Source organism: Pararhodobacter sp. SW119, from assembly GCF_017811755.1.
GTDB lineage: Bacteria > Pseudomonadota > Alphaproteobacteria > Rhodobacterales > Rhodobacteraceae > Pararhodobacter.
Map to the genome: position 1 here is coordinate 1 of NZ_JADDJF010000035.1, position 23,721 is coordinate 23,721.

Sequence of the window (23,721 nt, forward strand, 5' to 3'; positions counted from 1 at the left end):
AAAAACCTTTTGCGTTAACCGCAACGAAACTTTCGGCAGAGACCCTGAAAGGGCCGTCAGCGGGTCGAGTCGAAGCGCGTGGGACCGGGCGCAATCGGCCGCGCGCGGTGGGATTTAAGGCCCAATCGCACCGCGAACCCCCTGCCCTGCGAGCCGCATGACGCCGTTGCCGGGACGTTCGGGGGCTGTTCGGGATTGGTCCGCGGGTTGCGCGCGCCGGCTGATACGGGGCGCGGTCCATGACCCGGGTCCCGCGCCGAGGGGCATTTCCGGGGTGCTGGCAAGCGTATGGCAGGCGTATGGCAAACGTATGGCAGAGGGCTGGCAGCTTGCCGGCGATAAGGGGTGTGACCGAAGCGTCTTTTGGCTTCTTCATCGTCGCAGGGATCCCCGCACGGCGCGGCGCGCGGGCATCGCGGGGTGATTATGTCGCGGGTTTTACCGGCGGCTCACGCAATCGCCACTTGAACCCTTGCCTGCGCTGGACTTAGCTTTGCGCGGACCATCCGACCACCCATCCCCTGCCGCAGGAGCGCCCGATGCCATCGATCCCTCGAGACCGCGCCGCGTACCTGATGCGCCCGACCGCCAGGTTCGGTCGATCCCTCGCCGTCGCCGCCACGCTGATCCTGGGCCTGTCCGCCGCGACCGGGTCGAACGCGACGGACGCCACCGGCGAGGCCGCGGAAACGACGGTCGCGCACGGCTATTCGTTCTACGGAGACCTCAAGTATCCCGCGGATTTCGAACACTACGACTACGTCAATCCGGACGCCCCGCGTGGCGGCGAGATTTCCGTCTGGGCGCCAGGAACGTTCGATTCGATGAACCCTTACACCCGCCGGGGTCGGGCTGGGCGTTTTTCGTGGTCGCTTTACGAAAGCCTGCTGGAAAGCACGGGGCCGTTCGGCGACAGCGCGCCGGCGGATGTCTACGGCGAATACTACGGCCTGTTGGCGCATTCGGTCGAGTATCCGCCGTCGAAGGACTGGGTGATCTTCCACATGCGGCCCGAGGCGCGTTTTTCCGACGGTACCCCGGTGACCGCGCATGACGTGGTCTTCACGCACAACCTGTTCCTTGAACAGGGGTTGCCGTCCTACGCCGACGCCGTGGGCTACCGCGTGATCGCCGCCGAGGCGCTGGACGACCACACCGTGCGGTACGAATTCCGCGAAGGCATCTCGCGCCGGTCGCTGATCGATCAGGTGGGCGCGACCCCGGTCTTTTCCAGGGCATGGTTCGAGGAGACCGGCGCGCGGCTCGATGAATCGCGGCTGGAAACCTCGCCCGGGTCCGGCCCCTACGTGCTGGACGGGTTCGAGATCAACCGGCGCATCACCTATCGCCGCAACCCCGACTACTGGGGCTGGGACCTGCCGAACAACCAGGGCCGGCACAATTTCGACGTGGTGCGGGTGGAGTATTTCGCCGACGACACCGCGGCGTTCGAGGCGTTCAAGACCGGCGAATACACCTTCCGCACCGAGGGGAATTCGCGGCAGTGGGCGGTGGGCTACGACTTTCCGGCCGTCAGCCGCGGCGATGTGGTCCGCGCCGAGATCCCCGACGGCACGCCGCCCCCGGCCACCGGCTTCGTCTTCAACCTGGCGCGGCCGATGTTCCAGGATCCCCGGGTGCGCGAGGCGGTCGCGCTGGCCTTCAACTTCGAATGGACCAACCAGCAGTTGCAGCACGGGCTGATGGCGCAGCGGCATTCGTTCAGCGAGGGGACGCGGCTGGAGGCGGCGGGCCTCCCCGAGGGCGCAGAACTGGAACTGCTGCAGAGCCTGAGCGAGCAGGTGCCCGAGGAGATGCTGACCGAGCCGGTGGTGCGGGCGCACGAATCCTCGTCCGACCGGTTGCAGGATCGGCGGAACCTGCGTCAGGCAAGCCGTCTGCTGGAAGAGGCCGGCTGGACCGTCGGCGATGACGGGCGGCGGCGCAATGAAGCCGGCGACGTGATGCGGATCACGCTGCCGTTTTCCTCGGCCTCCTCCTCGACGCTGGAATCGATCATCGAGACGCTGGTCCAGAACCTGCAGGCGATGGGGGTCGATGCGCGGTCGCAGAAGATCGACCCGGCGCAATACACCCTGCGCTCGCGCGACCGCGACTACGACATGGTGTTCGACCAGTACATCTCGTTCATGGATGTGGGCACCGGGCTTCTGCAGCGGTTCGGCTGCGAGGCGCGCGAGGACGTGTTCAACCCGGCCGGCCTGTGCAGCCCCCTGGTCGACGAGGTGATCAACACCGCGCTGATGGCGCCGGGTCCCGAGGAACGCGACGTGGCGCTGCGCGCGCTGGACCGCGCGCTGCGCTGGGAGCGGTTCATCATTCCCGTCTGGTACAACCCGAACAACTGGGTCGCCTACTGGGATATCTACAACCACCCCGAGGATCTGCCGGAATTCGCGGTGGGCGCGCTCGATTTCTGGTGGTACGACGCCGAGGCGCACGAGGCACTTCGTGCGACCGGCGCACTCAGGTAAGGCGGAATGGGCGCATATATCCTTCGGCGGCTGCTGCTGATCATCCCCACGCTGCTGGGTGTGATGGTGATCAACTTCACGCTGGTGCAGTTCGTCCCCGGCGGACCGATCGAGCAGGTGATCGCCCAGATGGAAGGCGCCGGCGACGTCTTCGGCGGCTTCGCCGGATCGGGCGAAGATGCCGGGCGGTCGATGGGCGCCAGCGAGGAACGCTATATCGGCGCCCGCGGCCTGCCGCCCGAATTCATCGCGCAGCTGGAGCGGGAGTTCGGCTTCGACAAGCCCCCGGTGGAACGCTTCCTGTCGATGATGTGGAACTATTTCCGCTTCGATTTCGGCGAAAGCTACTTCCGCTCGATCAGCGTCCTCGACCTGATCATCGAGAAAATGCCGGTCTCGATCTCGCTCGGGCTGTGGTCGACGCTGATCGCCTATGTCATCTCGATCCCGCTGGGCATCCGCAAGGCGGTGAAGGACGGCACACCTTTCGACACCTGGACGAGCGGCCTGATCATCGTGGGCTACGCGATCCCGGGCTTCCTGTTCGCGATCCTTCTGCTGGTGCTGTTCGCCGGCGGGTCCTACTGGCAGATCTTCCCGGCGCGCGGACTGACGTCCGAGGCCGAGGTTTGGGACCAGCTGTCGGTCTTCGGCAAGATCCTCGACTATTTCTGGCACATCGCGCTGCCGGTCATCGCGCTGACCATCTCCAGCTTCGCGACGCTGACGCTGCTGACCAAGAACAGCTTTCTGGACGAGCTGCGCAAGCAGTACGTGATCACCGCGCGCGCCAAGGGCCAAGTCGAGCGCAAGGTGCTCTATGGCCACGTCTTCCGCAACGCCATGCTGATCGTCGTGGCGGGGTTTCCCGCGGTGTTCATCGGCGCCTTCTTCGGCGGCTCGCTGATCATCGAGACGATCTTCTCACTCGACGGGTTGGGGCGGCTCTTCTTCGAGGCGGCGGTGGCGCGGGATTATCCGGTGATCTTCGGCACGCTCTTCATGTTCACGCTGCTGGGGCTGATCGTCGGCATCATCTCGGACCTGATGTATGTCTGGATCGATCCCCGCATCGACTTCGAGACGCGGGAGACGTGAGGCGATGAACGAGCTTCCGCCCCTTCACGCACGTCAGACCGACCCGGCGAGGCCGGCCGGGGCCGCCACGACGCCAGGCGATCCGGCAACGCCGTCGCGCCGCGCCTGGCTCTCACCGCTCAACCAGCGGCGCTGGCGAAACTTCAAGGCGAACCGGCGCGCGTTCTGGTCGCTGATCATCTTCGGGCTGCTCTATTTCCTCTCGCTCTTTGCCGAGTTCATCGCCAACGACCGGCCGATCCTGATCAACCACCGGGGCGAGCTGCACTATCCGATCTTCCAGTTCTACCCCGAGACGGCCTTCGGCGGCGAGTTCCGCACCGAGGCCGTCTACCGCGCCGCCGAGGTGCAGTGCCTGATCCGGACCGGCGGGGCCGAGCTTTGCCTCGACTACCCCGAGGATGCGCTGGCCGAAGCCACCGCCCAGGGCACGGTCGAGGGCGAGCCGATCACCGAGGGCTGGATGATCTGGCCGCCGATCCGGTCCAGCTACAACACGGTCAACGACCTGGGCGGGCCGGCGCCCTCGCCGCCCGACAGCCGGCACTGGCTGGGCACGGACGACACCGCGCGGGACGTCACGGCGCGGATCATCTATGGCTTCCGGCTGTCGGTCACCTTTGCGCTGGTCGTCGTCGCCGCCGCCTCGCTCATCGGGATTGCGTCGGGCGCGTTGCAGGGCTTCTTCGGGGGGCTGTTGGACCTGTTCTTCCAGCGACTGATCGAGATCTGGTCCTCGGTCCCGTCGCTTTACGTCATCATCATCGTGGCCGCGATCATTCCCATGAACTTCTGGCTTCTGGCCTTCCTGATGGTCCTGTTCAGCTGGACGGCGCTGGTGGGCGTCGTGCGGGCAGAATTCCTGCGCGCGCGGAACTTCGAATATGTCCGCGCCGCGAGGGCGCTAGGGGTATCGAACGCCAGGATCATGTTCCGCCATGTGCTGCCGAACGCGATGGTGGCGACAGTGACGCTGCTGCCGTTCATCGTCACCGGGGCGATTGCCGGGCTTGCGACGCTGGACTTCCTGGGTTTCGGGATGCCCAGTTCCGCGCCGAGCCTTGGCGAGCTGACGCTGCAGGCCAAGCGGCATCTGCAGGCGACCTGGCTCGGTTTTTCGGCCTTCTTCACCTTCGCCATCATGCTCAGCCTGTTGGTGTTCATCTTCGAGGGCGTTCGCGATGCCTTCGACCCGCGAAAGACCTTCCGATGAGCCTTCTGTCGGTCAAGGACCTGTCGGTGACCTTCCGCCAAGACGGCCGCGCGATCGAGGCGGTGCGCGGCGTCGGCTTCGACATCGAGCCGGGCGAGACGGTGGCGCTGGTCGGCGAGTCCGGCTCGGGCAAGTCGGTGACGGCGTTGTCGACCGTGGGTCTGCTGCCCGATTCCGCCACCACCTCGGGCTCGGTCACCTTTGCCGGCGCGCAGATGATCGGCGCCTCCGCCGAGGCGCTGCGCAAGGTGCGCGGCAACGACATCAGCTTCATCTTCCAGGAGCCGATGACCAGCCTGAACCCGCTCCACACGGTCGAAAAACAGATCCTCGAAAGTCTTGCGCTGCATCAGAAGCTTGACGGCGCGCCGGCGCGGGCGCGGGTGCTGGAACTGCTCGACAAGGTCGGCATCCGCGACGCCGAAACCCGGCTGAAATCCTATCCGCACCAGCTTTCGGGGGGGCAACGCCAGCGCGTCATGATCGCCATGGCGCTGGCGAACGAACCGCAATTGCTGGTTGCCGACGAGCCGACAACCGCGCTGGACGTGACCATCCAGGCCCAGATCCTGGAGTTGCTGGCCGACCTCAAGCGCAAGGAGGGGATGAGCATGCTGTTCATCACCCACGACCTGGGGATCGTGCGGCGCGTCGCGGACCGGGTTTGCGTGATGCAGCACGGGACTATCGTCGAGCAAGGAAAGACCGACCAGGTCTTCGACGCGCCGCAGCACCCCTATACGCGGATGCTGCTGGCCGCCGAACCGACCGGCCAGCCCGATCCGCTACCGGACGCCGCGCCCGATGTCCTGCAGACCGAGGCCTTGCGCGTCTGGTTCCCGGTCCATCGCGGGCTTCTGCGGCGCACGGTGGGTCACATCAAGGCGGTAAATGGCGCCTCGGTCCGGCTGCGCGCCGGCGAGACGCTGGGCGTGGTCGGCGAATCCGGGTCCGGCAAGACGACGCTTGCCATGGGCATCCTGCGGCTGGTGTCGTCCGAGGGGCCGATCCTGTTTCTGGGCGAGAACATTGCCGGGCGTTCCTCGCGGCAGTTGCGATCCTTGCGCGCGCAGATGCAGGTCGTCTTCCAGGACCCCTATGGCAGCCTCAGCCCGCGGATGACGGTCGAGGAGATCATCGCCGAGGGCCTGGGTGTTCATGGCGTGCCCAAGGGCCACGAGCCCCGGGAACTGGTCGCCGAGATCATGGACGAGGTCGGGCTCGATCCCGCCACGATGCATCGCTATCCGCACGAATTCTCGGGCGGGCAGCGCCAGCGGATCGCCATCGCCCGCGCCATGATCCTGCGCCCGAAGCTGGTCGTTCTGGACGAGCCGACCTCGGCGCTGGACATGACGGTGCAGGTGCAGATCGTGGAACTTCTACGCGCGCTCCAGCGCCGCCACAAGCTGGCCTATATCTTCATCAGCCACGATCTGCGCGTGGTTCGCGCCATGTCGCACCAGATCATGGTGATGAAGGAGGGCGACGTGGTGGAGGCCGGTCCCGCCGAACGCATCTTCAACGACCCGCAGCAGGCCTACACGAAGGCCCTTCTGGCCGCGGCGTTCGACCTGCGCACGATCGGGCGCACCGACGCGCTGGCCACCGAAAGCTAGGCGCCGTGACGCGCAACTGCGCGCGCAAGGACCACCCTGCCGCGGTCCGGGATCAGAAATCTGCCCGGAGTGCCGAGACTTGCGTTAGGCTGCGCAGGGCGCATCGGGAGGGAACATGGCGCAACATCTGCAGAATCCGTGGCGCGGGCGTGGTCTTGCGGGCGCCGCGCTGTTCCCGCTGACCGAGGCCGGCGGCGTGGCCGGTCTGCTGCAGGACTGCCCGGCCCATGCGCCGACGCCCCTGCGCGATCTGCCGGGACTGGCGGCGCGGCTTGGCGTTGCGCGGCTGTGGCTGAAGGATGAACGCGCGCGCATGGGGCTGGGCAGCTTCAAGGCGCTTGGCGCCGCCCATGCCATCGCGCGCGAGGCGGCGGCGACAGGCGCCACGGATCTGCGCCACGCGCTGCGGGGGCGCGTCTATGTCACGGCCAGCGCCGGCAATCACGGCCTGTCGGTGGCGGCCGGCGCGCGGCTCTTCGGGGCGCGGGCGGTGATCTTCCTGGCCGAGACCGTGCCCGCGAGCTTTGCCATCCGACTGCAAGGCAAGGGGGCCGAGGTGGTGCGCGCAGGCGCGGATTATGAGGCCAGCATGCAGGCCGCGGCCGAGGCGGCGCAGGTGCATGGCTGGACCCTGCTGTCGGACAGTTCCTGGCCCGGTTACACAGATCTGCCGCTGCGGGTGATGGAGGGCTATCTGCAGCTCGCCGCCGAGGCCGCCGCGCAGATCGACCGGCCCCCGAGCCATATCCTGCTGCAGGCCGGTGTCGGCGGGTTGGCGGCGGCGGTCGCGGCGCATGCGCGTCAGGTCTGGGGGGACGGACCGCGGATCACCGTCGTCGAACCCGAAGCGGCGCCCGCATTGATCGACAGCATCCGCGCCGGCGAACTGGTCGAGACCAGCGGTCCCGCCTCCTGCATGGGCAGGCTCGACTGCAAGACGCCCTCGCTGATCGCGCTGAACGGGCTGGCGCGCGACGCCGATCAATTTGTCACCATCACCGAGGACGCGGCCACGCGCGCGGCGGATCTTCTGGCCGAATTCGGCCTGCCGACAACGCCCTCCGGCGCGGCGGGGATCGCGGCGCTGCTGGCAGGGCTGGACCTGCCGGGGGATGCGTGCGTCCTGGCCATTCTCAGCGAAGGGCCGGAAGATGGCTGAGCGGTCGATGATCTTTCCGGCGGCCGAATATCGCGGGCGGATCTCCCGTCTGCAGGCGGGCATGGCCGCGCAGGGGTTGGCGGCGCTGCTGCTGGCCACGCCGGCCGATGTGTTCTACACGACCGGCTTTCTGACCCGCTTCTGGGAAAGCCCGACGCGGCCGTGGTTCGTGGTCCTGCCCGCGGCGGGCGATCCGGTGGCGGTGATCCCCGCGATCGGGGCGGAGTTGATGGGCCGGACCTGGATCGGCGACATCCGCACATGGGACGCGCCCGACCCGCGCGACGATGGTGTCAGCCTGCTGGCCGATATGCTGTCGGCGCTGGTGCCTGAAAAGGAACCGATCGGCCTGCCGATGGGGCTGGAGACGCACCTGCGCATGCCGCTGGCGGATTTCGAAACCCTGCGCGCCCGCCTTGCGCCCCGCCACTTGGTCGATGCCACCGATTGCGTCCAGCGGGTGCGCGAGATCAAGACCGCGCCCGAAATCGCGAAGATCCGCGAGGCCTGCGCTATCGCGGCCCGCGCCTTCGACCGTGTGCCGGACTTCGCGCGGCCGGGGCGGTCGCTGGCGGACGTGTTCCGCGACTTCCAGATTGCGCTGCTGACCGAGGGCGCGGATTGGGTCAGCTACGTTGCCGGCGGCGCGGGGCCGGACGGATATGGCGACGTCATCTCGCCCGCCGGGCCACAGCCGCTGCGCAGGGGCGATGTGCTTATGCTGGACACGGGCGCGGTGAAGGACGGCTATTTCTGCGATTTCGACCGCAACTTCGCCATCGGCCGGGCGTCCGAGCCCGCCCGTCGCGCCCATGCCGCGCTCTGGCAGGCGACCGAGGACACGCTGGCGGCCCTGCGCCCGGGGCTGCGGGCCTGCGATGTGCATCGGTTGCTGAGCGAGGGTCTGCGCCAACGCGGGATGACGCCGTCCGGCGGGCGGCTTGGGCATGGCTTGGGTGTCACGCTGACCGAATGGCCGTCCTTCACGCCGCTGGATGAGACACCCTTGCGCGAAGACATGGTGCTGACGCTGGAGCCGGGCTGCGTGATCGGCGACGGGCGGATCATGGTGCATGAGGAAAACATCGTCCTGCGCGCGGATGGAGCAGAGCTTCTGTCACCCCGCGCCGCCCCCGAATTGCCTGAGATCCGGCCATGACGGTTTTCCCCTATGTCCTGGAGGAGGATCATCTGCCGCGCCTCGGACTGATCGTGCTGCAGGTCGATGAAACCATCGAGCAGGATTTTCGCCGCCTGTTCCCGCCCGACAGCGTGCGCCTGCATGTCAGCCGCGTGCCGTCCGGGGCGGAACTGACGCCCGACACGATCGCGACGATGGAAACCTCACTGCCCGCTGCGGCCAGTCTGCTGCCCGGCCCGTTCGATGTCGTGGGCTATGCCTGCACGTCGGGCACGACGCTGATAGGCGCCGAGCGGGTGCGCGAACTGGTCGCGGGGGCGACAAAGACGCGCGCCGTGACCGACCCGCTGAGCGCCGCGCTGGCCCACTGCCGCGCGCTGCGGCTGGGGCGGATCGGCATCGTCTCGCCCTACATCGCGTCGGTCGCCGAACCGATCCGAGCGGCCTTCGAGGCCGGCGGGGTCGCGGTGCCCGACACGCTGTCCTTCGGCGAAGAAATCGAGGCGCGCGTCGCGCGAATCGCGCCTGCGTCCATTTCGGAAGCCGTCCGCGACCTGGCGCGCCGCAACCAGCTGGACGGGATTTTCCTGTCCTGCACCAATCTGCGCACGCTCGACATCCTCGGCCCGCTGACGCGGGAGTTGGGCCTGCCAGTGCTCAGCTCAAACCAGTGCCTTGCGTGGCATATGGCGAAGCTGGCGGGGTTGCCGCCGCCACTGGACGGGCAGAAACCGTCGACTGGTTGATCGCGTCCGAAGGCCAGACGCCTCAGCGGGCGGCGCGGCGAAGGGCGAGTTCCAGCGCCTCGAGAAAACGCGACCGGTCGGCCTTGGTGAAGCCTCGCCCACCGCCCTGTCGGAAAGGGTCGGCGGCGCGCAGGTCGGCCATCAGGTCGCGGGTGGCAAGAACATTGCCGATGTTCTGCGCGTTCAGCACCTGGCCGTCATGCTTGAGGACCTGCGCGCCGGCCTCGACGCATTTCGCGGCCAGCGGGATGTCGCCGGTGATCACGATATCGCCGGGACCGGCGCGCTCGGCGATCCACTTGTCGGCCTCGTCGGGGCCCGAGGCGACGATCACGGTCTCGACCAGCGGGTTGGGCGACGGGCGGATGCCGCCGTTCGAGACGATCACCATGGCCACCCGGTGCCGCGTGCCGACGCGCTCGATCTCGGCCTTTACCGGGCAGGCATCGGCATCCACGTAGATTGTCATCGGCAAGGGTCCTTGGCGGGGCGCGCGGGACCCTGATCCTTTGCGATGGGCGCTTTCTGTTCAAGCCCCTCTTTCCGCGCTCGCGCGTCAGGCGGGCCGCACCAGGTCGGCGGCGGCCAGCGCGCCGATCAGCTGGCACGTGTCGCCTAGGACCGCCCCAGGATCGGGCGCGGCGAAGGCGTCGCTCAGCATCCCGGCGATCGCGGCGGGCGTGGCGGTGTCGTCGAGCAGACGCCAGATCGCGCCGGCGACGGGGTTCAGGTGGAAGATCTGGCCGGTGCCGGGCCGCCAGAGGAAAACCTCGTCGCCGATGCGGCGCATGCCGGTGCCCGGCGCGCGCTTCCAGCGGCTGTCGGCGGCGCTGGCCGGGGCGGCGGGTGCCTGCGGGCGCGCGGGTTCGGGCAACGGCGGATGGATGGTGACCGATGGGTCGGGCAGTGCCGCCCCGCCAAAGGCCGCGCGAACCAGCGATACCGCATCCTCGAGATCGGCATAGACCAGCCGGACGCAGACCAGCATCTCGGCCAGTCTGAGCAAGCGCGCGATGGCGGCCTCGGCAGCGACGGGCGCCATGTTCTGCTGGAGCAGGTGACGCACCGCTTGGGCGGGTGGGAGATGGTGCAAGCGCGGCTCGCCCTGCGCACGACGGTCCAGCACGACCAGGACCGACAGCGGGGCGCGCGTGCCGAAGGGGGCGACGGTGGCTGCGGGCACATACGCGTAGCGGTCGTCGCGCAGGCGCGCATGGTGCGCGACATGGGCGCGAAAGGCGGCGCTGGCACCGGCGGGCAGCGGCAGGCGCAGCCGGGGCGCGATGCCCAGCCCCATCGCGGTGTCGTCGGCCAGAAGTGGCAGCACGTCGTCGCAAAGGATGCGCAGGTCGGGTTCGGCGGTGAGGCGACCCATGAAGGTGCTTTTGCCGGCATGGGCATGGCCGGTCATCGCCACCAGCCGGTCGCCGATCAGGAAGGCGCCGCAATGCAGGGCCAGCGCCTCGGGCCGCGCACCGTAGAAGGATTGCGCCAGATCGGCGATGACTGCGCAGACGGCACTGGCCGGGGGCAAGTCGGTAAGATCCTCGTCAAGCCAGGGCGAGGACACGCGGAAACCCGTAGCCTCCCGCCGGACGCGTGATATGGCTGCGGCCTCGCCCACAGTCCCTGCTTGCGCGCTAAGAACGGGCCAGCCGCGCAGCGCGGTGTCCAGGCCCGAAGCGACCTCGGGCGCGTCGTGCAGGATCACCGGACCGGGCAGATCCACAAACTGAAGGGCAAGCGTGTTGCCTGCGCCGGCGGACGCATCCCGCCCTTCGGCGGTTCGCATCTCAGCCTCGCCACGGGCGCGAGGGGCGGCTCTGCCAGTAGCTGCGCCTCGGGCGCGACGGTCGGCTGGGGCGCGAGGGGCGGCTCTGCCAGCGGCTGCGCCCCGGGTGTGACGGGCGACTGGGACGTGAAGGGCAACTGGGACGCGACGGCCAGCTGGGGCGCGATCCACGGCTGACGGTCGAGGCCCGCGCCGTGTCCAGATGCAGCATGGCAGGCGCCGTATAGATCGCACCGGCGGCGAGGCCGATCCGGCGCAGTAGCGCCCGGCGTGACAGGTTCGGGGTGTCGTCTTTCCGGTCGGTCAACACAACCTCCTGTACCAGATGTTTCAGGCCGACGACGCATTGGCCCATGAAGGGAAAACGCAAACCGCGCCGTTTCATTCCCCGCTGATCGAGAGAATGCTTGCCGCGTCACAGGCCTCGGTCGAGGTCAGCAAGCCATGGCCGAAAACCGGATCGAAACCCGGCTCACCCAGGTCGCGCGCGCAGTCCTGAAGGCGCGCGATCAGCGCCGGCAGGCTGGCGTCCGGGTCGCGCAGCCGTTCGACCGCCAGCGCCGCGGTGACGAAGGGCGCAGCATAGGAAGTGCCCGAGCGCAGCCGCCCGCCCGAGATCGACGCCGCGGTCCAGAGGTTCACCCCCGGCGCGGCCAGCGCGATATAGTGACCGCGGTTGGCCTGCCGATAGGGGTTCAGATTGGCATCGACCGCGGTGACGGCCAGAACCTCGGGCCAGGCGGCAGGAAAGGCGGGCGCTCCCCCCGGCCCGCCATTGCCGGCCGCCGCCACCAGCGCGACCCTGGCCTCGGCGATGCGTTCGACCATCCGGCCAAGCACCGCATTCTCGGGCCCCGAGAAGCTGAGATTGACGACCCCGACGCCTGCGTCCAGCAGCAAATCCAGCGCCGAGACGACCGAGAAGGCATCGGCCTGATCGCCCGCGCCACCGCGATGAAACGCCTCGACCGCGACCAGTTCGGCGGCGGGCAGCAGGCCCGGCACCCGGTCGTCCTTGCGGCCGATCAGAAGGGCGGCGATGGCGGTACCGTGCTGGCGCCCGGCGGCATTGCGTTCGGCCAGATCGACCTGATGCACGGTCAGCTTCTGCCCGGACAACGCGTGGTGGTCGGTGTTGATGCCGGTGTCGATCATGCCGATGCGTGGCGCGGCCGTGGCCGACGCCTCCGTCCAGCCTATCGCGTCTTGCGCGCCGCAGGCCCCGTCGTCGCAGAGGAAGGTGTCGGGCCGGTAGACATGGTTCAGGTCCGCCAGCGCACCAGGCACCAGCACGGCAATCTCGGCCAGCGCCTGCGCGGGGCTGCGCCCGGACGGCAGGCCCAACCGCAGAAGCGTCGCTTGCAATGCCTCGACGCGGCTGTCGGCCAGAACCCGGTAACCCGCCGACTCGAGCGTCGTCGAAAGCGCACCCGGCGGCAGCAGCGCGACGATTTCCGGCGGTGGCGCACGACGCGTCTGGCGCCGCGGGCGCGAGGGACGGCTGGGGCGAGACGGGCGGCTCCAACGCCCCCCGGCCGCCTCACCGCCACCGAAGTCGCCGTCGGGTCCCGAAGCCCGCGCGCGACCCAATCCGGTCAGCGCCGGCGCGACATAGGCCAGACCCGCAGCCAGTCCCAGTCGCTGCAGCAGCAGCCGGCGCTGCGGGTCAGGCGGGGGCGTGTTGCGCATGATCTGCATCCCTGTACTGTGGGGGCCACTTCCGCGTGCCCGATCTGATCAGAACGGCCCGAGCGACCATTCCATTCCCGTCCGCAATTCTTCGCCAATAATGGCGCGCGGATGGAATAGACCAAGCCCCGGCGCCGTTCAGTCGGCAACCCTTCGCGCAAAGGACCCAGGCGTGCACGACACGATCCGGCAGGAAATGATCGAGATGCTGCCCCGCCTGCGGGCCTTCGCGCGCAGCCTGACGCGCGATCAGACGCAGGCGGACGATCTGGTGCAGGTGACCTGCGAAAAGGCATTGCGCAACCTGGCGGGCTTCACCCCCGGCACGCGACTTGATTCCTGGCTGTTCCGCATCCTGCGTAACGCCTGGATCGACGAGGTGCGCACCCGCGTCCCGCAGGAAACGATCGAGGATTCCGAAGCCGCGGGCCGGCTTGTCTCGATTGACGGACCGCGCCGGACCGAGGCGAGGCTGGAACTTGCCGCGGTCGGCCGCGCGATGGAGGCCTTGCCCGAGGATCAGCGCAGCGTCCTGATGCTGGTCTGCGTCGAGGGGTTGCGCTACCGCGAGGCGGCTGCGGCGCTGGGGGTGCCCGAAGGCACGGTGATGAGCCGGCTGTCGCGGGCCCGCGTCGCCCTGGCGGCAACGCTCGGCATGACGGGTGGCGTGGCGGGCGCACGAAAAGGGGGCAGGCGATGACCCAAAGCGAAGTGAGCGACGAGATGCTGATGGCGCTGGCCGATGGCGAATTGCCCGAAACGCAGGCCGGGGAGTTGCAGGCGCGGATGCGTCGCGACCCGGCGCTGGCGGCGCGCTATGCGGTTTTTTCGGAAACACGTCAGAAGCTTAAGGACTCTCTGGACCCCGGTCCGATACCCGATCGGTTGCTGCGGGCGATCCTTGATACACCCGTGGAACCGCAAACCGCGACGAACGTCACGCCCCTTCCGCGCCGCGCGGGCTGGACCGGGCGGGCGGGTGGACTGGCGCTGGCGGCAACACTTCTGCTGGCGGTCGGGATCGGCGGGTACGAGTTGGGGCGGCGCGCGGGGATTGGGGAGGTGTCGGAGGCGGCGGCGGTCGGGGCGGTTGCGGGGGTTCCGACCGGCGGGATGGTAAATCTGGCGGGCGGGGGCACGGCGCGGGTGCTGGGCAGTTTCGATACCGACGCGGGCCTCTGCCGGCTGGTCGCGATGGCGCCGGTGCAGGGTGCCGGCACGCGGGTCGTGGCCTGCCGGGCCGACGAAAATTGGCAGGTTTTACTTAGTGTTGCGAGTGAGGATGCCGATGCGTTCGTCACCGCCTCGGGCACTTCGGTGGAACTGGTCGACGATCTGCTTGACCGTCTGGGCGCCGGCCCGGCGTTGACCCCGGAGGCCGAGGCGGCGCGACTGAATTCAGAAAACGCGCCCTGATAACGCAACGTTCGCGGGTGCTGGCAAACGTATGGCAAGCGTATGGCAGGCGTATGGCAGATGGCTGGCATTTTTTGCCCGCCGGACGCATGCGACGCCAAGGCCGCCCGCGCGATGCGACGCGCGTGAAAGCGCAGCCCCTGGCCCTGCCGATGCCCAGCCGCACCCGACCAAGGGCGCGCGCGCAGGCCGACGGCCGCGGAACGGCCCCGCGCCGATCGGGTTTCCCCTTCACTGAACTGTGACCCGGCGGCGTCGGGCCGAACGCTTGAAAACCGCCGTGCATCAATAGGTTTAGCGCTGATGCGCTGCGGATCGGAGCGATCGGCAGATAGGCTGCAGAATGCGGGGACACCATTGAACCCCGCAGCGTTTCGGCCGAAACTGCCCGGCGAGGTGCCGCACGCGGCCGGGGCCTTTGCGCCCCGCAGGCAGGACTGCCCGAAGGAGGTCTGAATGGAACTTACCCGCAGACGGACGCTGGCGCTTGGCGCGGCGGCGCTGACGGTCACGCTGCTGCCGATACCGGCCAGCGCGGCGGTCGACGCGCAGGAGCTTGTCGAACGCTACACGGGCGGGGTCAACCCCGGTGAAGGACCGCTGCAACTGACCGCGCCGGCGGTGGCCGAGAACGGCAGTGCGGTCGCGATCGAGGTCGCCTGCCCCGGCGCCCGCTCGATCCGGATCCTGGCGCCGGCCAACCCCACCCCGGATGTCTGCGCCGTCCACTTCGGGCCGCTGGCCGGCGAGGAACGCCTGTCGACCCGTATCCGCATGGCCGATACGATGGACCTGATCGCGCTGGCTGAAATGGACGACGGCAGCTTCGTGCAGGCGACCGCGCGGGTCAGCGTGACCGTCGGCGGTTGCCGCTGAGAAGGAGCAGGAAATGGAAAAGATCGACGCCCGCCCCCGCGTCCGCGTGCCGCGCACCGCCGCACCCGACGAGGTCGTGCAGATCCGCACGATGGCCACCCATCCGATGGAGAACGGCCACCGGCTGGACCGCGACGGGTCGACGGTGCCGCGCCACATCATCCATCGGTTCACCTGCACCTTCAACGGCGAGACCGTCATCGACATGGAGGTCGGCCCGAGCGTGTCCGCCAACCCCTTCATCGAATTCGACGCGCGCGTGCCCGAAAGCGGCACGTTCGCGTTTGCCTGGCACGACGACAACGGCGACGTCTACGAAGCGACGGCCGACATCACGGTGAGCTGACCGCCCGACGGCCTCCAGCGATCCGCGGGGCAGCGCACTTGCCGCCGTTTCCCGGTTGCTCCGCCGCCGTAGGCTTGCGCGGAGCCAGCGTGCGAACGCCCCATTTTCATGCTATCGTGGCGCCCGGTGGCGCCTTGATCCGGCCGCTGCGGACCTTTGCCGCGTGACTTTGTTCCACGACCGGCGCACTTGCTGGAACGCCCGTTCCACACCACGCGTAAAGTTCAGGAACAACTTTCGCTTCGACGTGAAAGGCACTGAAATGGTTTACCTTTGTCTTCACGCAGCTTGCCCGGCACGGGCGCGTCGCGTAACACTTCGCGCCGCATGGAGCGCGCGAGGCAGAGGATGGGCATGAGAGGTGGAAGGCGTCAGACCGGAAAGGCCGTGACTGCCTACCGTCGCGCGACGGGTGCGCTCGCCCTCGCGCTCGGGCTCGGGCTGGGCGCCGCGCTGGCGCAGCCCACCATCGGCGCCGAGGACCTGGGCGATGCCGAGAAAGGCCGCGCGCACTGGCAGGACGAATGCGCCGACTGCCACCAGATCGGACCGGGTGCGGCGAACGATATCGGGCCGCACCTGAACCGGGTTTTCGGACGCCGCGCGGCGGCGGTCGCGGATTTCCCCTATTCGGACTCGATCCGCCGGATGGGGCGTGACGGGCTTTACTGGACGCTGCGCACGCTCGACGCCTATATCGAGAACCCCTATTCGCTCGTTTCGGGCACGCGGATGGACTATCCGGGCCTGACCGACGCCGAGGACCGCGCCGACCTTCTGGCCTTCATCCGCCTGCATTCGGACCGCCCCTCGGACATGCCCGAGGCCGCGCCGACCGCCCGGCGCGTCGAGGTCGACCTGCCCCCCGAGGTGCTGGAGATGCGCGGGGACCGCGAATGGGGCGAATATCTGGCCAGTGAATGCACGACCTGCCACCAGCGCGACGGCGCGGCGTCGGGCATCCCGTCGATTACCTTCTGGCCCGAGGAAAGATTCGTGGTAGCAATGCACGCCTACCGCGAGGGATTGCGGCCGCACCAGGTGATGCAGACCATCGCCCGCCGACTGACCGACGAGGATATCGCGGCACTGGCCGCCTATTTCGCAACCATCGACGACTGAACCGGACCTGAACCGGAACACGGGAGGAAGACATGAGGATCCACAGACGCACATTGTTGGCCAGCATGGGCGCCGCCACCGCGGCGTTCGCAGCCCCCGCGGTCATCGGCCAGACGCGGCCGCGGGTGGTGGTGATCGGCGGCGGCTCCGGCGGGGCGACGGCGGCGCGCTACCTGGCGCGCGACAGCGACGGCGCGCTGGATGTCGTGCTGGTCGAGCCGACGCGCACCTACTACACCTGCTACTTTTCCAACCTGTACCTCGGCGGGTTCTGGGGTCTGGCGGATCTGGGGCATTCCTACGGCACGCTGGCCGCGCGCCACGGGATCAACGTCATCCACGACTGGGCCACCGGCGTCGACCGCGACGCGCAGACCGTGACGCTGGCCGGCGGCGCGGTGCTGGACTACGACCGGCTGGTCCTGTCGCCGGGCATCGACTTCGTCGAGGACAGCGTGCCCGGCTGGTCGGTCACCGCGCAGAACCGCATGCCGCATGCCTACAAGGCCGGCAGCCAGACCGAACTTCTGAAGGCGCAGGTCGAGAACATGCGCGAGGGCGGCGTCTTCGCCATGGTCGCACCCCCCAACCCCTACCGCTGCCCGCCCGGCCCCTACGAGCGGATCTCGATGGTCGCGCATGTGCTGAGCGAACGCAATCCGACCGCCAAGATCCTGATCGTGGACCCGAAGGAGAGCTTTTCGAAACAGGCGCTGTTCGAGGAAGGCTGGGCGCGCCACTACCCCGGCATGATCGAGCGCGTTGGCCCGGATTTCGGCGCCGACAACGTCTCGGTCGACCCCGAGGCGATGACCATCGACATCGACGGCATGCTGGAGGAGGTGGATGTCTGCAACGTCATCCCCGCGCAGAAGGCCGGCCGCATCGCCGAGATCGCCGGCCTGACCAACGAGGCGGGCTGGGCCCCGGTGGTGCCGGCAAACATGAAAAGCCGGATGGACGACCGGATCCATGTACTGGGCGACGCCAGCGCGCAGGGCGACATGCCGAAATCCGGCTTCTCGGCCAACAGCCAGGCCAAGGTCGCGGCAAACGCGATCCGGCACGAACTGCTGGAGGCGCGGCTGTTCCCGGCGCGCTATTCCAACACCTGCTGGTCGCTGATCGCAGACGACGACGGGGTGAAGGTCGGCGCGTCCTACGAGCCGACGGAGGAAAAGATCGCCAGCGTCGACAGCTTCATCAGCCAGACCGGCGAAGATGCCGAGCTGCGCCGCCAGACCTACGAGGAAAGCATCGGCTGGTACAACGGCATCGTCGCCGACATGTTCAGCTGAAGAACCGAACGGGCCGGCGGCATTTGCCCCCGGCCCGTCATTCCGCTTCGCCCGGCAATCCGGCGGTTCGGGCGCCGCCCGGCCAGCCCGCGTCCGGATCGACCGGACGCCCGGCGTCCAGCGCCGCCAGCAGCCGGGCTTCATGGTCGAAACACGCCTGCACATGCGCGCGCACGGCATCGGCCAGCGCGATCACCTGCCCGGCGTCAAGCGTGACGAAGCGGCCGCCTGCGGCCTTCCAGGCGATCCGGCAACCGGGGTCGCGCAGCGCGCCGAACGCCGCCGCCTGAAGGCGCTGCTGTGCGCGGTCGTCGGTCTGCACCGTGACACTGCCGACCATGACACCCGCCGCCAGGGCCAGATCGCGCCGCATCCGGATGCGCCTGCGCTCCGCGCTGGCCTCTGCCCGGCGCCTGCCCGCCGGGGTCGCGACCTGCCTGAAATCGATCTTCCCGGCACGCCGACGCGCGCGGGTTGCGCGCGCGGGGCTCGATGCGCCGGGCAGCGCGATGGGGCCGTCAACCGCCACGGTGATGGGGGCCGGAAAGCGCGCGGCCTCGGCGGCGTCGCGGCCGTGCGGCAGGAACAGCGCCAGGTGCAGCACCCCCGCGATCCGTTCGACCGGGCCGGCGAACCAGTCGCCGTCCATCGCCTCGGGCGGAAGCATCGCGCCCTCGGGCAAGGGGGCAAAGTCGAAGGCGGTCCCGTTCAGCAGAAGTGTATCGCCGGCACGTTCCAGCGACAGCGTCCCGTCCCGGCGAATGGGCGAAAAGGCAATCCTCATGGCATCCCCCTCAGAACCAGCGGCCGATGGCCGACGCGACCAGCGTTTCTTCGATGGACCCCGGATTGGTCGAGGTTCCGGGCACGTCGAGCACGACCGCCCAGCCCGAGGCCCCCTGCCCCAGCGCCCGCAGGTTGCTGCTGCGCAGAGCGATATTCGGGTTGCCCGTCCGCTGTCCGTAGGTCACCGCCACCTGGCGCGTCCCGACAAAGGCGGCAGGGAACGCAAAGGTCTGCGTACTGGCCGTGGCGACATCCACCGCGATCACCCGCGTGCAGATCTGGGTGCCGTCGGCGAAGCGGACATATTCCCCGTTCGCGTTGGCCCCCCGTTCGATCACCGCCCCCGTCGGCGCGCCACCGGACTGGGTGACCGTGCCCAGCAGGTTGCCAAGGTGCAGCGCCTTCTTCCCGCCGATCGTGGCGCCGGCCTGCAGATCGGCGATGCCGGTGGCTGCGCTCACGCCGATCGCCGTGGTCCAGTCGGCGCCGTCGGCGCTGACCTTGAGCGCAAAATCATCCGACCCCGCAAGGCCCAGTTCGGCCCGCCCGGAAAACCCGGCCTGAAAGAGAAGCGAGGCGGTATCGCCCGCCGCCGCCTTGTTCACCTTGACCCGGTGGTCGCCCCCTTCATGCGAGAATAGGACCGCGCCCGAGGAGACGGAAAGCCGGTTCTCGGCATCGGGCGCGACATTGATGCCCAGCCCCGGCAGATCGGCGAGACGCGGATGCGCCCAGGCGTCACCCGTCCAGATGCGGACCTCGTCACCCTTCGCCGCGCGCCAACCCGCCTTGGGCAGGATGAAGAACCATCCGCCATTGGCCCAGGCGGCCAATTGCCCGCCCTGCCCCGCCCATGCCGCGCTCGGCGCCGCGCCCAGCGCCCAGACCTCGCCCTCGGCGGGGTCGGGCGGCGGGTCCTCGGCATCGAAAGCCTCGACGGTCAGTTGCACCAGAACGTCGAGAAGCTCCAGCGCCTCGTTATGGGTCAGGTGTTTCTGCGCCTGACCCTGCTGCATCAGCGGCATCGACAGACGGGGAGAGGTTTCGGACACGGGCGCGCTCCGCTTGCTGAGATGCGGGGCAAGCTGGCGGATGCGGATTGGACGCGGCTGAATCGACCGTGCGCCGCACGCCCGAAGGCCGCAACACCCGCCGAGGCACGCGCAGGCGGCTAGAGGTCAAACGTGGCCAGCACCGGCGCGTGGTCAGATGGCTGCTCCCACCCCCGCACCGGCCGAAGGATGCGGCTGGAATGGCCGGCGGCGGCGATGTCGCGGCTGGCCCAGATGTGATCCAGCCTGCGGCCCTTGTCGGCGGCGTCCCAGTCCGGGCTGCGGTAGGACCACCAGCTGTAAAGCTGTCCCTCGGGGATGTCCTGGCGGGTGATGTCGACCCAGTTGCCGGCCTCCAGCGCGTCGTTCAGCCCCTCGGTCTCGACCGGGGTGTGGCTGACGATCTTCAGAAGCTGGCGGTGGTTCCAGACATCGTCCTCGCGCGGGGCGATGTTCAGATCGCCGACGAGGATCGCGTTTTCCGGCCGGTCGGCGCGGAAGCGGTCGCGCAACTCGGCCACGAAATCCAGCTTGTGGCCGAACTTGTCGTTGATCGTCCGGTCCGGCAGGTCGCCGCCCGCCGGCACATAGAGGTTGTGCACCACCACCCCGTTCTCCAGCCGCGCCGCGACATGGCGGGAATCGCCCCGGGCGCACCAGTCGAGATGGCCCGCATCCTCGATCGGCCGGCGCGACAGGATCGCCACGCCGTTGTAGCCCTTCTGCCCGCGCGCCACCATGTAGGGATAGCCCGCCGCGGCAAAGACCTCGGCGGGGATCTTCTCGACCGGGCTCTTGCATTCCTGCAGGCACAGGATGTCGGGCCCCTCCTCCGCCAGCAGGCGGGTCACCAGTCCCGCGCGCAGGCGGACCGAGTTGATGTTCCAGGTGGCGATGGTGAGGGGCATGCGGTCTCCTGCGCGGCTCGGGTCGGGATCGCGCGCAACTAACCGCAACCGCGCCGAAAAGGAAACCCGCCAAGGACGACAGCGCCCGCCGGGATTGCCCGGCGGCATGAAAAAGTCCGGGCCCGAGGGCCCGGACAGTCCAACAGGGAGGAAGACGTGCCATGACCCCGACACGCCAAGGGGAGGAGGTTGTCCCGAAAGGGTGCGGCACAATCCTTTACGCGACGTTAACCCAAAGCACGCCGCCACGGCCGACCACCGCGCGCCCCGAAAAAAAGGCCCGGGCGCGAAGCCCGGGCCAGTCCAACAGGGAGGGTGCGGCCCATGACCCGGGACCGCGCGGGATTCCGTTTCGCCTAGGGAACCAGCCGATAGCCGCCCGGTTCCGTCACGAGCAGCCGCGCGCTCGACGGATCGGGCTCGATCTTCTGGCGCAGGCGATAGATATGCGTCTCCAGCGTGTGGGTGGTCACCCCCGCATTGTAGCCCCAGACCTCGTGCAGCAGCACCTCGCGCGCCGCCACGCCCTCGGGCGCGCGGTAGAGGAACTTCAGGATGTTGGTTTCCTTCTCGGTCAGCCGGATCTTGCGCTCGCGCTCGTCGATCAGCATCTTCTGCGCCGGCTTGAACTGGTAGGGGCCCAGCTGGAAGACGGCGTTTTCCGACTGCTCGTGCTGGCGCAACTGCGCGCGGATGCGGGCCAGCAGGACCGGGAACTTGAAGGGTTTTGTCACATAATCGTTCGCCCCGGCGTCGAGGCCCAGGATCGTGTCGGCATCGCTGTCCTGCCCGGTCAGCATCAGCACCGGGCACTTCAGCCCCGACTTGCGCATCCGCTTGCACAGCTCGCGCCCGTCGGTATCCGGCAGGCCCACGTCCAGGATCACCAGATCGAAGGTGCCGGCCTTGACCTTCTCCATCGCATCGGCGCCGTCGCCGGCCTCGAACACGTCGAAATCCTCGGTCAGCACCAACTGCTCGGCCAGCGCCTCGCGCAGGTCGGCGTCGTCATCGACCAGCAGGATCTTGTTCAGCTTCGGCATGACGTGCTCCACGGCAATGGTTCCTCTTGGCGATTGACCTGATGGGCCATTCGTCCCGGTTCAAGTTTTGCAACATTCCGCTCACGCGGACGTGTGAAAAGACCCCGGCCGGCGCAGGAATTGTTTCAATTCGGCCGCGCGCGGACTACATCCTGTCGGCCGACACCAATGCGCGGACCGCCGATGAGTCTTTTTCCCAGCCCCCTCGAACGCCTCAACCGCGCCCGCGCCGACCTGCGCATGGGCCTGCCGGTCGCGCTGACCCATGGGCCGGGCGCGGCGCTGGTAATCGCCGCCGAGGGTTTGACCGCCGACCGGCTGGCCGACCTGCGCGCGCTGGCCCCGCAGCCGGTCCTGGCGCTGACCGGGCACCGGGCGCAGACGCTGAAGGCGCGCGCCTATGACGGCGACCTCGCCCGCGTGGTGATCCCGCCCGAGGTCGGCACCGACTGGCTGGCCGCGCTGGCCGATCCCGCCGACGACCTGAAGCACCCGATGAAGGGTCCGCTGGTGACGCAGCGCACGGGCGCGGCGGATCTGCACCGCGCCGCCATCCGGCTGGTGAAATCGGCACAGCTTCTGCCCGCCGCCCTCGTCGCCGAAACGCCCCAGGCCGCGGCGCTGGCCGCCAGCCACGGCCTGACCGTCCTGCGCGCGGACGAGACCGAGGTGCCCGAGACCCGCCTTTCGCCGGTCATCGCCGCGCGCCTGCCGATGCGTCTGGCCGGCGCCGGGCGGCTGCATGTCTACCGCCCCGACGACGGCGGGGTCGAGCATTACGCGATCGAGGTCGGCCGCCCCGACCGCCACGCCCCGGTGCTGGCGCGGCTGCATTCGGCCTGCTTCACCGGCGACGTGCTCGGCTCGCTCAAATGCGACTGCGGCCCGCAACTGCACGCGGCGCTGGCGGCGATGCACGCGGCCGGCTCGGGCGTCCTGCTCTACCTCAACCAGGAGGGGCGCGGCATCGGGCTGGCCAACAAGATGCGCGCCTATTCGCTGCAGGACCAGGGCTTCGACACGGTCGAGGCCAACCACCGCCTCGGCTTCGAGGATGACGAGCGCGACTTCCGCCTCGGCTCGGAACTGCTGCGCCGGCTGGGCTTCGATCAGGTGCGGCTGCTGACCAACAACCCGGCCAAGGTGGCGATGCTCGAAAAGGGCGGCATAAGGGTGGTCGAACGCGTGCCCCTGCGCGTCGGCCTGACCGACGAGAATGCCGCCTACCTGGCCACCAAGGCCGCGAAATCCGGGCATCTGATGTGACCTGGCCCGCTCCGACCGCAGCGGCGACCGCCCGCGATCTGGTCGTCACCCGCCACGGCGCCCGGTTCCGCGGCCGCTTCCTGCCCTGCGCCTTGGGCCGTGGCGGCATCACGAGGGCCAAACGCGAGGGCGACGGGGCGACACCGGCGGGCATCCACCGCATCATCGCCCTGCTCTACCGCCCCGACCGCGTGGCAGCGACCGCCCTGCCCGGCTGGGCGGTGCCGATCGGCCTGCGCGACCTCTGGTCCGACGATCCGCGCGACCCCGACTACAACCACCTGGTCCGCGCCCCCCACCCCTTCGGGCACGAGCGCCTGCGCCGCGCCGACCCGCTCTACGACGTGATCCTGACCACCGACTGGAACTGGCCCGTCGCCGCGCCCGGCCACGGCTCGGCCATCTTCCTGCACAGCTGGCGCGCACCGCGCTTTCCCACCGCCGGCTGCGTCGCGTTCAAGCGCGCCGACCTCCTGTGGATTGCCCGGCGGCTGGACCACGCCTCGCGCCTGATCGTCCGGGGGGACTGACGGCCGCAATCGCCGCCGCTCAGGGCGCCGAGCGGGCAAATCCTGGGATGTCCACGCGCGCCCCCCCTGACAAAAGCACCTGTTTCGGGTTAAATTCGTGAATTCACTCGGCCCTCGACCACGGAG

General features: G+C 68.9%; 23 protein-coding genes. 16 read left to right on the top strand and 7 right to left on the bottom strand.

Annotated elements, in window-relative coordinates; all coding sequences use genetic code 11:
• Positions 1 to 539 precede the first annotated feature (539 nt).
• The 7 genes from IM708_RS15620 (at position 540) to IM708_RS15650 (ending at position 9,471) form a co-directional block, all read left to right on the top strand.
• Complete coding sequence (locus tag IM708_RS15620; protein WP_245243237.1) at positions 540 to 2,495, top strand: extracellular solute-binding protein; 1,956 nt, start codon at positions 540 to 542, stop codon at positions 2,493 to 2,495.
• A gap of 6 nt (positions 2,496 to 2,501) precedes the next feature.
• Positions 2,502 to 3,593, top strand: coding sequence for a microcin C ABC transporter permease YejB (locus IM708_RS15625; RefSeq protein ID WP_209427513.1), 1,092 nt, complete (start codon positions 2,502 to 2,504; stop codon positions 3,591 to 3,593).
• A gap of 4 nt (positions 3,594 to 3,597) precedes the next feature.
• The gene (locus tag IM708_RS15630) at positions 3,598 to 4,806 is read left to right on the top strand and encodes an ABC transporter permease (RefSeq protein ID WP_209427514.1); all 1,209 of its coding nucleotides are present in this window, start codon (positions 3,598 to 3,600) and stop codon (positions 4,804 to 4,806) included.
• On the top strand, positions 4,803 to 6,425 hold the full coding sequence (locus tag IM708_RS15635; protein ID WP_209427515.1) for an ABC transporter ATP-binding protein: 1,623 nt from the start codon (positions 4,803 to 4,805) through the stop codon (positions 6,423 to 6,425). The genes IM708_RS15630 and IM708_RS15635 overlap by 4 nt, the downstream gene beginning before the upstream one ends.
• Positions 6,426 to 6,540: 115 nt before the next feature.
• Entirely contained in the window at positions 6,541 to 7,584 is a 1,044-nt protein-coding gene (locus IM708_RS15640; RefSeq protein ID WP_209427516.1) for a pyridoxal-phosphate dependent enzyme, read from the top strand.
• Positions 7,577 to 8,743, top strand: coding sequence for a Xaa-Pro peptidase family protein (locus IM708_RS15645; protein WP_209427517.1), 1,167 nt, complete (start codon positions 7,577 to 7,579; stop codon positions 8,741 to 8,743). The genes IM708_RS15640 and IM708_RS15645 overlap by 8 nt, the downstream gene beginning before the upstream one ends.
• Positions 8,740 to 9,471: an aspartate/glutamate racemase family protein gene (locus IM708_RS15650; RefSeq protein ID WP_209427518.1), complete on the top strand. Its 732-nt coding sequence runs from the start codon at positions 8,740 to 8,742 to the stop codon at positions 9,469 to 9,471. Before IM708_RS15645 ends, IM708_RS15650 begins: the two co-directional genes overlap by 4 nt.
• A gap of 22 nt (positions 9,472 to 9,493) precedes the next feature.
• Here IM708_RS15650 and IM708_RS15655 read toward each other — a convergent pair whose 3' ends face one another.
• Both IM708_RS15655 and IM708_RS21705 read right to left on the bottom strand, forming a co-directional pair.
• Positions 9,494 to 9,940 (bottom strand): YaiI/YqxD family protein, encoded by a 447-nt coding sequence (locus tag IM708_RS15655; protein ID WP_209427519.1) that lies wholly within the window; start codon positions 9,938 to 9,940, stop codon positions 9,494 to 9,496.
• 87 nt (positions 9,941 to 10,027) lie between these two features.
• Positions 10,028 to 11,041 (bottom strand): PqqD family protein, encoded by a 1,014-nt coding sequence (locus tag IM708_RS21705; protein ID WP_209427520.1) that lies wholly within the window; start codon positions 11,039 to 11,041, stop codon positions 10,028 to 10,030.
• A gap of 129 nt (positions 11,042 to 11,170) precedes the next feature.
• Between IM708_RS21705 and IM708_RS15665 the strand changes: the two genes are divergently transcribed.
• On the top strand, positions 11,171 to 11,440 hold the full coding sequence (locus tag IM708_RS15665) for a hypothetical protein (protein ID WP_209427521.1): 270 nt from the start codon (positions 11,171 to 11,173) through the stop codon (positions 11,438 to 11,440).
• 204 nt (positions 11,441 to 11,644) lie between these two features.
• Here the strand turns inward: IM708_RS15665 and IM708_RS15670 are convergent, their stop codons facing one another.
• Positions 11,645 to 12,952, bottom strand: coding sequence for a S8 family serine peptidase (locus IM708_RS15670; RefSeq protein ID WP_209427522.1), 1,308 nt, complete (start codon positions 12,950 to 12,952; stop codon positions 11,645 to 11,647).
• A 172-nt stretch (positions 12,953 to 13,124) separates the two neighbouring features.
• Here IM708_RS15670 and IM708_RS15675 point away from each other — a divergent pair, with 172 nt between their 5' ends.
• The 6 genes from IM708_RS15675 (at position 13,125) to IM708_RS15700 (ending at position 18,010) form a co-directional block, all read left to right on the top strand.
• Positions 13,125 to 13,652, top strand: a complete 528-nt coding sequence (locus IM708_RS15675) for an RNA polymerase sigma factor (RefSeq protein ID WP_348524982.1) — start codon at positions 13,125 to 13,127, stop codon at positions 13,650 to 13,652.
• On the top strand, positions 13,649 to 14,368 hold the full coding sequence (locus IM708_RS15680; protein WP_209427524.1) for a hypothetical protein: 720 nt from the start codon (positions 13,649 to 13,651) through the stop codon (positions 14,366 to 14,368). Before IM708_RS15675 ends, IM708_RS15680 begins: the two co-directional genes overlap by 4 nt.
• 456 nt (positions 14,369 to 14,824) lie before the next feature.
• Positions 14,825 to 15,244, top strand: a complete 420-nt coding sequence (locus IM708_RS15685) for a thiosulfate oxidation carrier protein SoxY (protein ID WP_209427525.1) — start codon at positions 14,825 to 14,827, stop codon at positions 15,242 to 15,244.
• Between the two features lie 13 nt (positions 15,245 to 15,257).
• Positions 15,258 to 15,590, top strand: coding sequence for a thiosulfate oxidation carrier complex protein SoxZ (soxZ, locus tag IM708_RS15690; protein ID WP_209427526.1), 333 nt, complete (start codon positions 15,258 to 15,260; stop codon positions 15,588 to 15,590).
• Between the two features lie 387 nt (positions 15,591 to 15,977).
• Positions 15,978 to 16,712 carry a c-type cytochrome gene (locus tag IM708_RS15695; protein WP_348524983.1) on the top strand — a complete coding sequence of 245 codons (735 nt, stop codon included), beginning with the start codon at positions 15,978 to 15,980 and terminating at the stop codon, positions 16,710 to 16,712.
• A gap of 32 nt (positions 16,713 to 16,744) precedes the next feature.
• Entirely contained in the window at positions 16,745 to 18,010 is a 1,266-nt protein-coding gene (locus IM708_RS15700; RefSeq protein WP_209427528.1) for an NAD(P)/FAD-dependent oxidoreductase, read from the top strand.
• A 37-nt stretch (positions 18,011 to 18,047) separates the two neighbouring features.
• Here the strand turns inward: IM708_RS15700 and IM708_RS15705 are convergent, their stop codons facing one another.
• From IM708_RS15705 to IM708_RS15720, 4 genes are all read right to left on the bottom strand, one after another.
• Positions 18,048 to 18,794: a DUF4376 domain-containing protein gene (locus tag IM708_RS15705; protein WP_209427529.1), complete on the bottom strand. Its 747-nt coding sequence runs from the start codon at positions 18,792 to 18,794 to the stop codon at positions 18,048 to 18,050.
• 10 nt (positions 18,795 to 18,804) lie between these two features.
• Positions 18,805 to 19,848 (bottom strand): DUF2793 domain-containing protein, encoded by a 1,044-nt coding sequence (locus tag IM708_RS15710; protein ID WP_209427530.1) that lies wholly within the window; start codon positions 19,846 to 19,848, stop codon positions 18,805 to 18,807.
• A gap of 119 nt (positions 19,849 to 19,967) precedes the next feature.
• Complete coding sequence (locus IM708_RS15715; RefSeq protein ID WP_209427531.1) at positions 19,968 to 20,756, bottom strand: exodeoxyribonuclease III; 789 nt, start codon at positions 20,754 to 20,756, stop codon at positions 19,968 to 19,970.
• A 356-nt stretch (positions 20,757 to 21,112) separates the two neighbouring features.
• Positions 21,113 to 21,799 (bottom strand): response regulator transcription factor, encoded by a 687-nt coding sequence (locus IM708_RS15720; RefSeq protein WP_209427532.1) that lies wholly within the window; start codon positions 21,797 to 21,799, stop codon positions 21,113 to 21,115.
• 183 nt (positions 21,800 to 21,982) lie between these two features.
• On the opposite strand from IM708_RS15720, the gene ribA reads away from it, so the two are divergent.
• Together ribA and IM708_RS15730 are read left to right on the top strand one after the other, a co-directional pair.
• Positions 21,983 to 23,065 carry a GTP cyclohydrolase II gene (ribA, locus tag IM708_RS15725; RefSeq protein WP_209427533.1) on the top strand — a complete coding sequence of 361 codons (1,083 nt, stop codon included), beginning with the start codon at positions 21,983 to 21,985 and terminating at the stop codon, positions 23,063 to 23,065.
• Positions 23,062 to 23,595, top strand: a complete 534-nt coding sequence (locus tag IM708_RS15730) for a L,D-transpeptidase family protein (RefSeq protein ID WP_209427534.1) — start codon at positions 23,062 to 23,064, stop codon at positions 23,593 to 23,595. Before ribA ends, IM708_RS15730 begins: the two co-directional genes overlap by 4 nt.
• Positions 23,596 to 23,721: the final 126 nt, after the last annotated feature.

Excerpts from the sequence above, each read along its gene's own strand:
- IM708_RS15620 (WP_245243237.1), top strand. The coding sequence starts at position 540 with ATGCCATCGATCCCTCGAGACCGCGCCGCGTACCTGATGCGCCCGACC.
- IM708_RS15625 (WP_209427513.1), top strand. The coding sequence starts at position 2,502 with ATGGGCGCATATATCCTTCGGCGGCTGCTGCTGATCATCCCCACGCTG.
- IM708_RS15630 (WP_209427514.1), top strand. The coding sequence starts at position 3,598 with ATGAACGAGCTTCCGCCCCTTCACGCACGTCAGACCGACCCGGCGAGG.
- IM708_RS15635 (WP_209427515.1), top strand. The coding sequence starts at position 4,803 with ATGAGCCTTCTGTCGGTCAAGGACCTGTCGGTGACCTTCCGCCAAGAC.
- IM708_RS15640 (WP_209427516.1), top strand. The coding sequence starts at position 6,541 with ATGGCGCAACATCTGCAGAATCCGTGGCGCGGGCGTGGTCTTGCGGGC.
- IM708_RS15645 (WP_209427517.1), top strand. The coding sequence starts at position 7,577 with ATGGCTGAGCGGTCGATGATCTTTCCGGCGGCCGAATATCGCGGGCGG.
- IM708_RS15650 (WP_209427518.1), top strand. The coding sequence starts at position 8,740 with ATGACGGTTTTCCCCTATGTCCTGGAGGAGGATCATCTGCCGCGCCTC.
- IM708_RS15655 (WP_209427519.1), bottom strand. The coding sequence starts at position 9,940 with ATGACAATCTACGTGGATGCCGATGCCTGCCCGGTAAAGGCCGAGATC.
- IM708_RS15670 (WP_209427522.1), bottom strand. The coding sequence starts at position 12,952 with ATGCGCAACACGCCCCCGCCTGACCCGCAGCGCCGGCTGCTGCTGCAG.
- IM708_RS15680 (WP_209427524.1), top strand. The coding sequence starts at position 13,649 with ATGACCCAAAGCGAAGTGAGCGACGAGATGCTGATGGCGCTGGCCGAT.
- IM708_RS15685 (WP_209427525.1), top strand. The coding sequence starts at position 14,825 with ATGGAACTTACCCGCAGACGGACGCTGGCGCTTGGCGCGGCGGCGCTG.
- soxZ (WP_209427526.1), top strand. The coding sequence starts at position 15,258 with ATGGAAAAGATCGACGCCCGCCCCCGCGTCCGCGTGCCGCGCACCGCC.
- IM708_RS15700 (WP_209427528.1), top strand. The coding sequence starts at position 16,745 with ATGAGGATCCACAGACGCACATTGTTGGCCAGCATGGGCGCCGCCACC.
- IM708_RS15705 (WP_209427529.1), bottom strand. The coding sequence starts at position 18,794 with ATGAGGATTGCCTTTTCGCCCATTCGCCGGGACGGGACGCTGTCGCTG.
- IM708_RS15715 (WP_209427531.1), bottom strand. The coding sequence starts at position 20,756 with ATGCCCCTCACCATCGCCACCTGGAACATCAACTCGGTCCGCCTGCGC.
- IM708_RS15720 (WP_209427532.1), bottom strand. The coding sequence starts at position 21,799 with ATGCCGAAGCTGAACAAGATCCTGCTGGTCGATGACGACGCCGACCTG.
- ribA (WP_209427533.1), top strand. The coding sequence starts at position 21,983 with ATGAGTCTTTTTCCCAGCCCCCTCGAACGCCTCAACCGCGCCCGCGCC.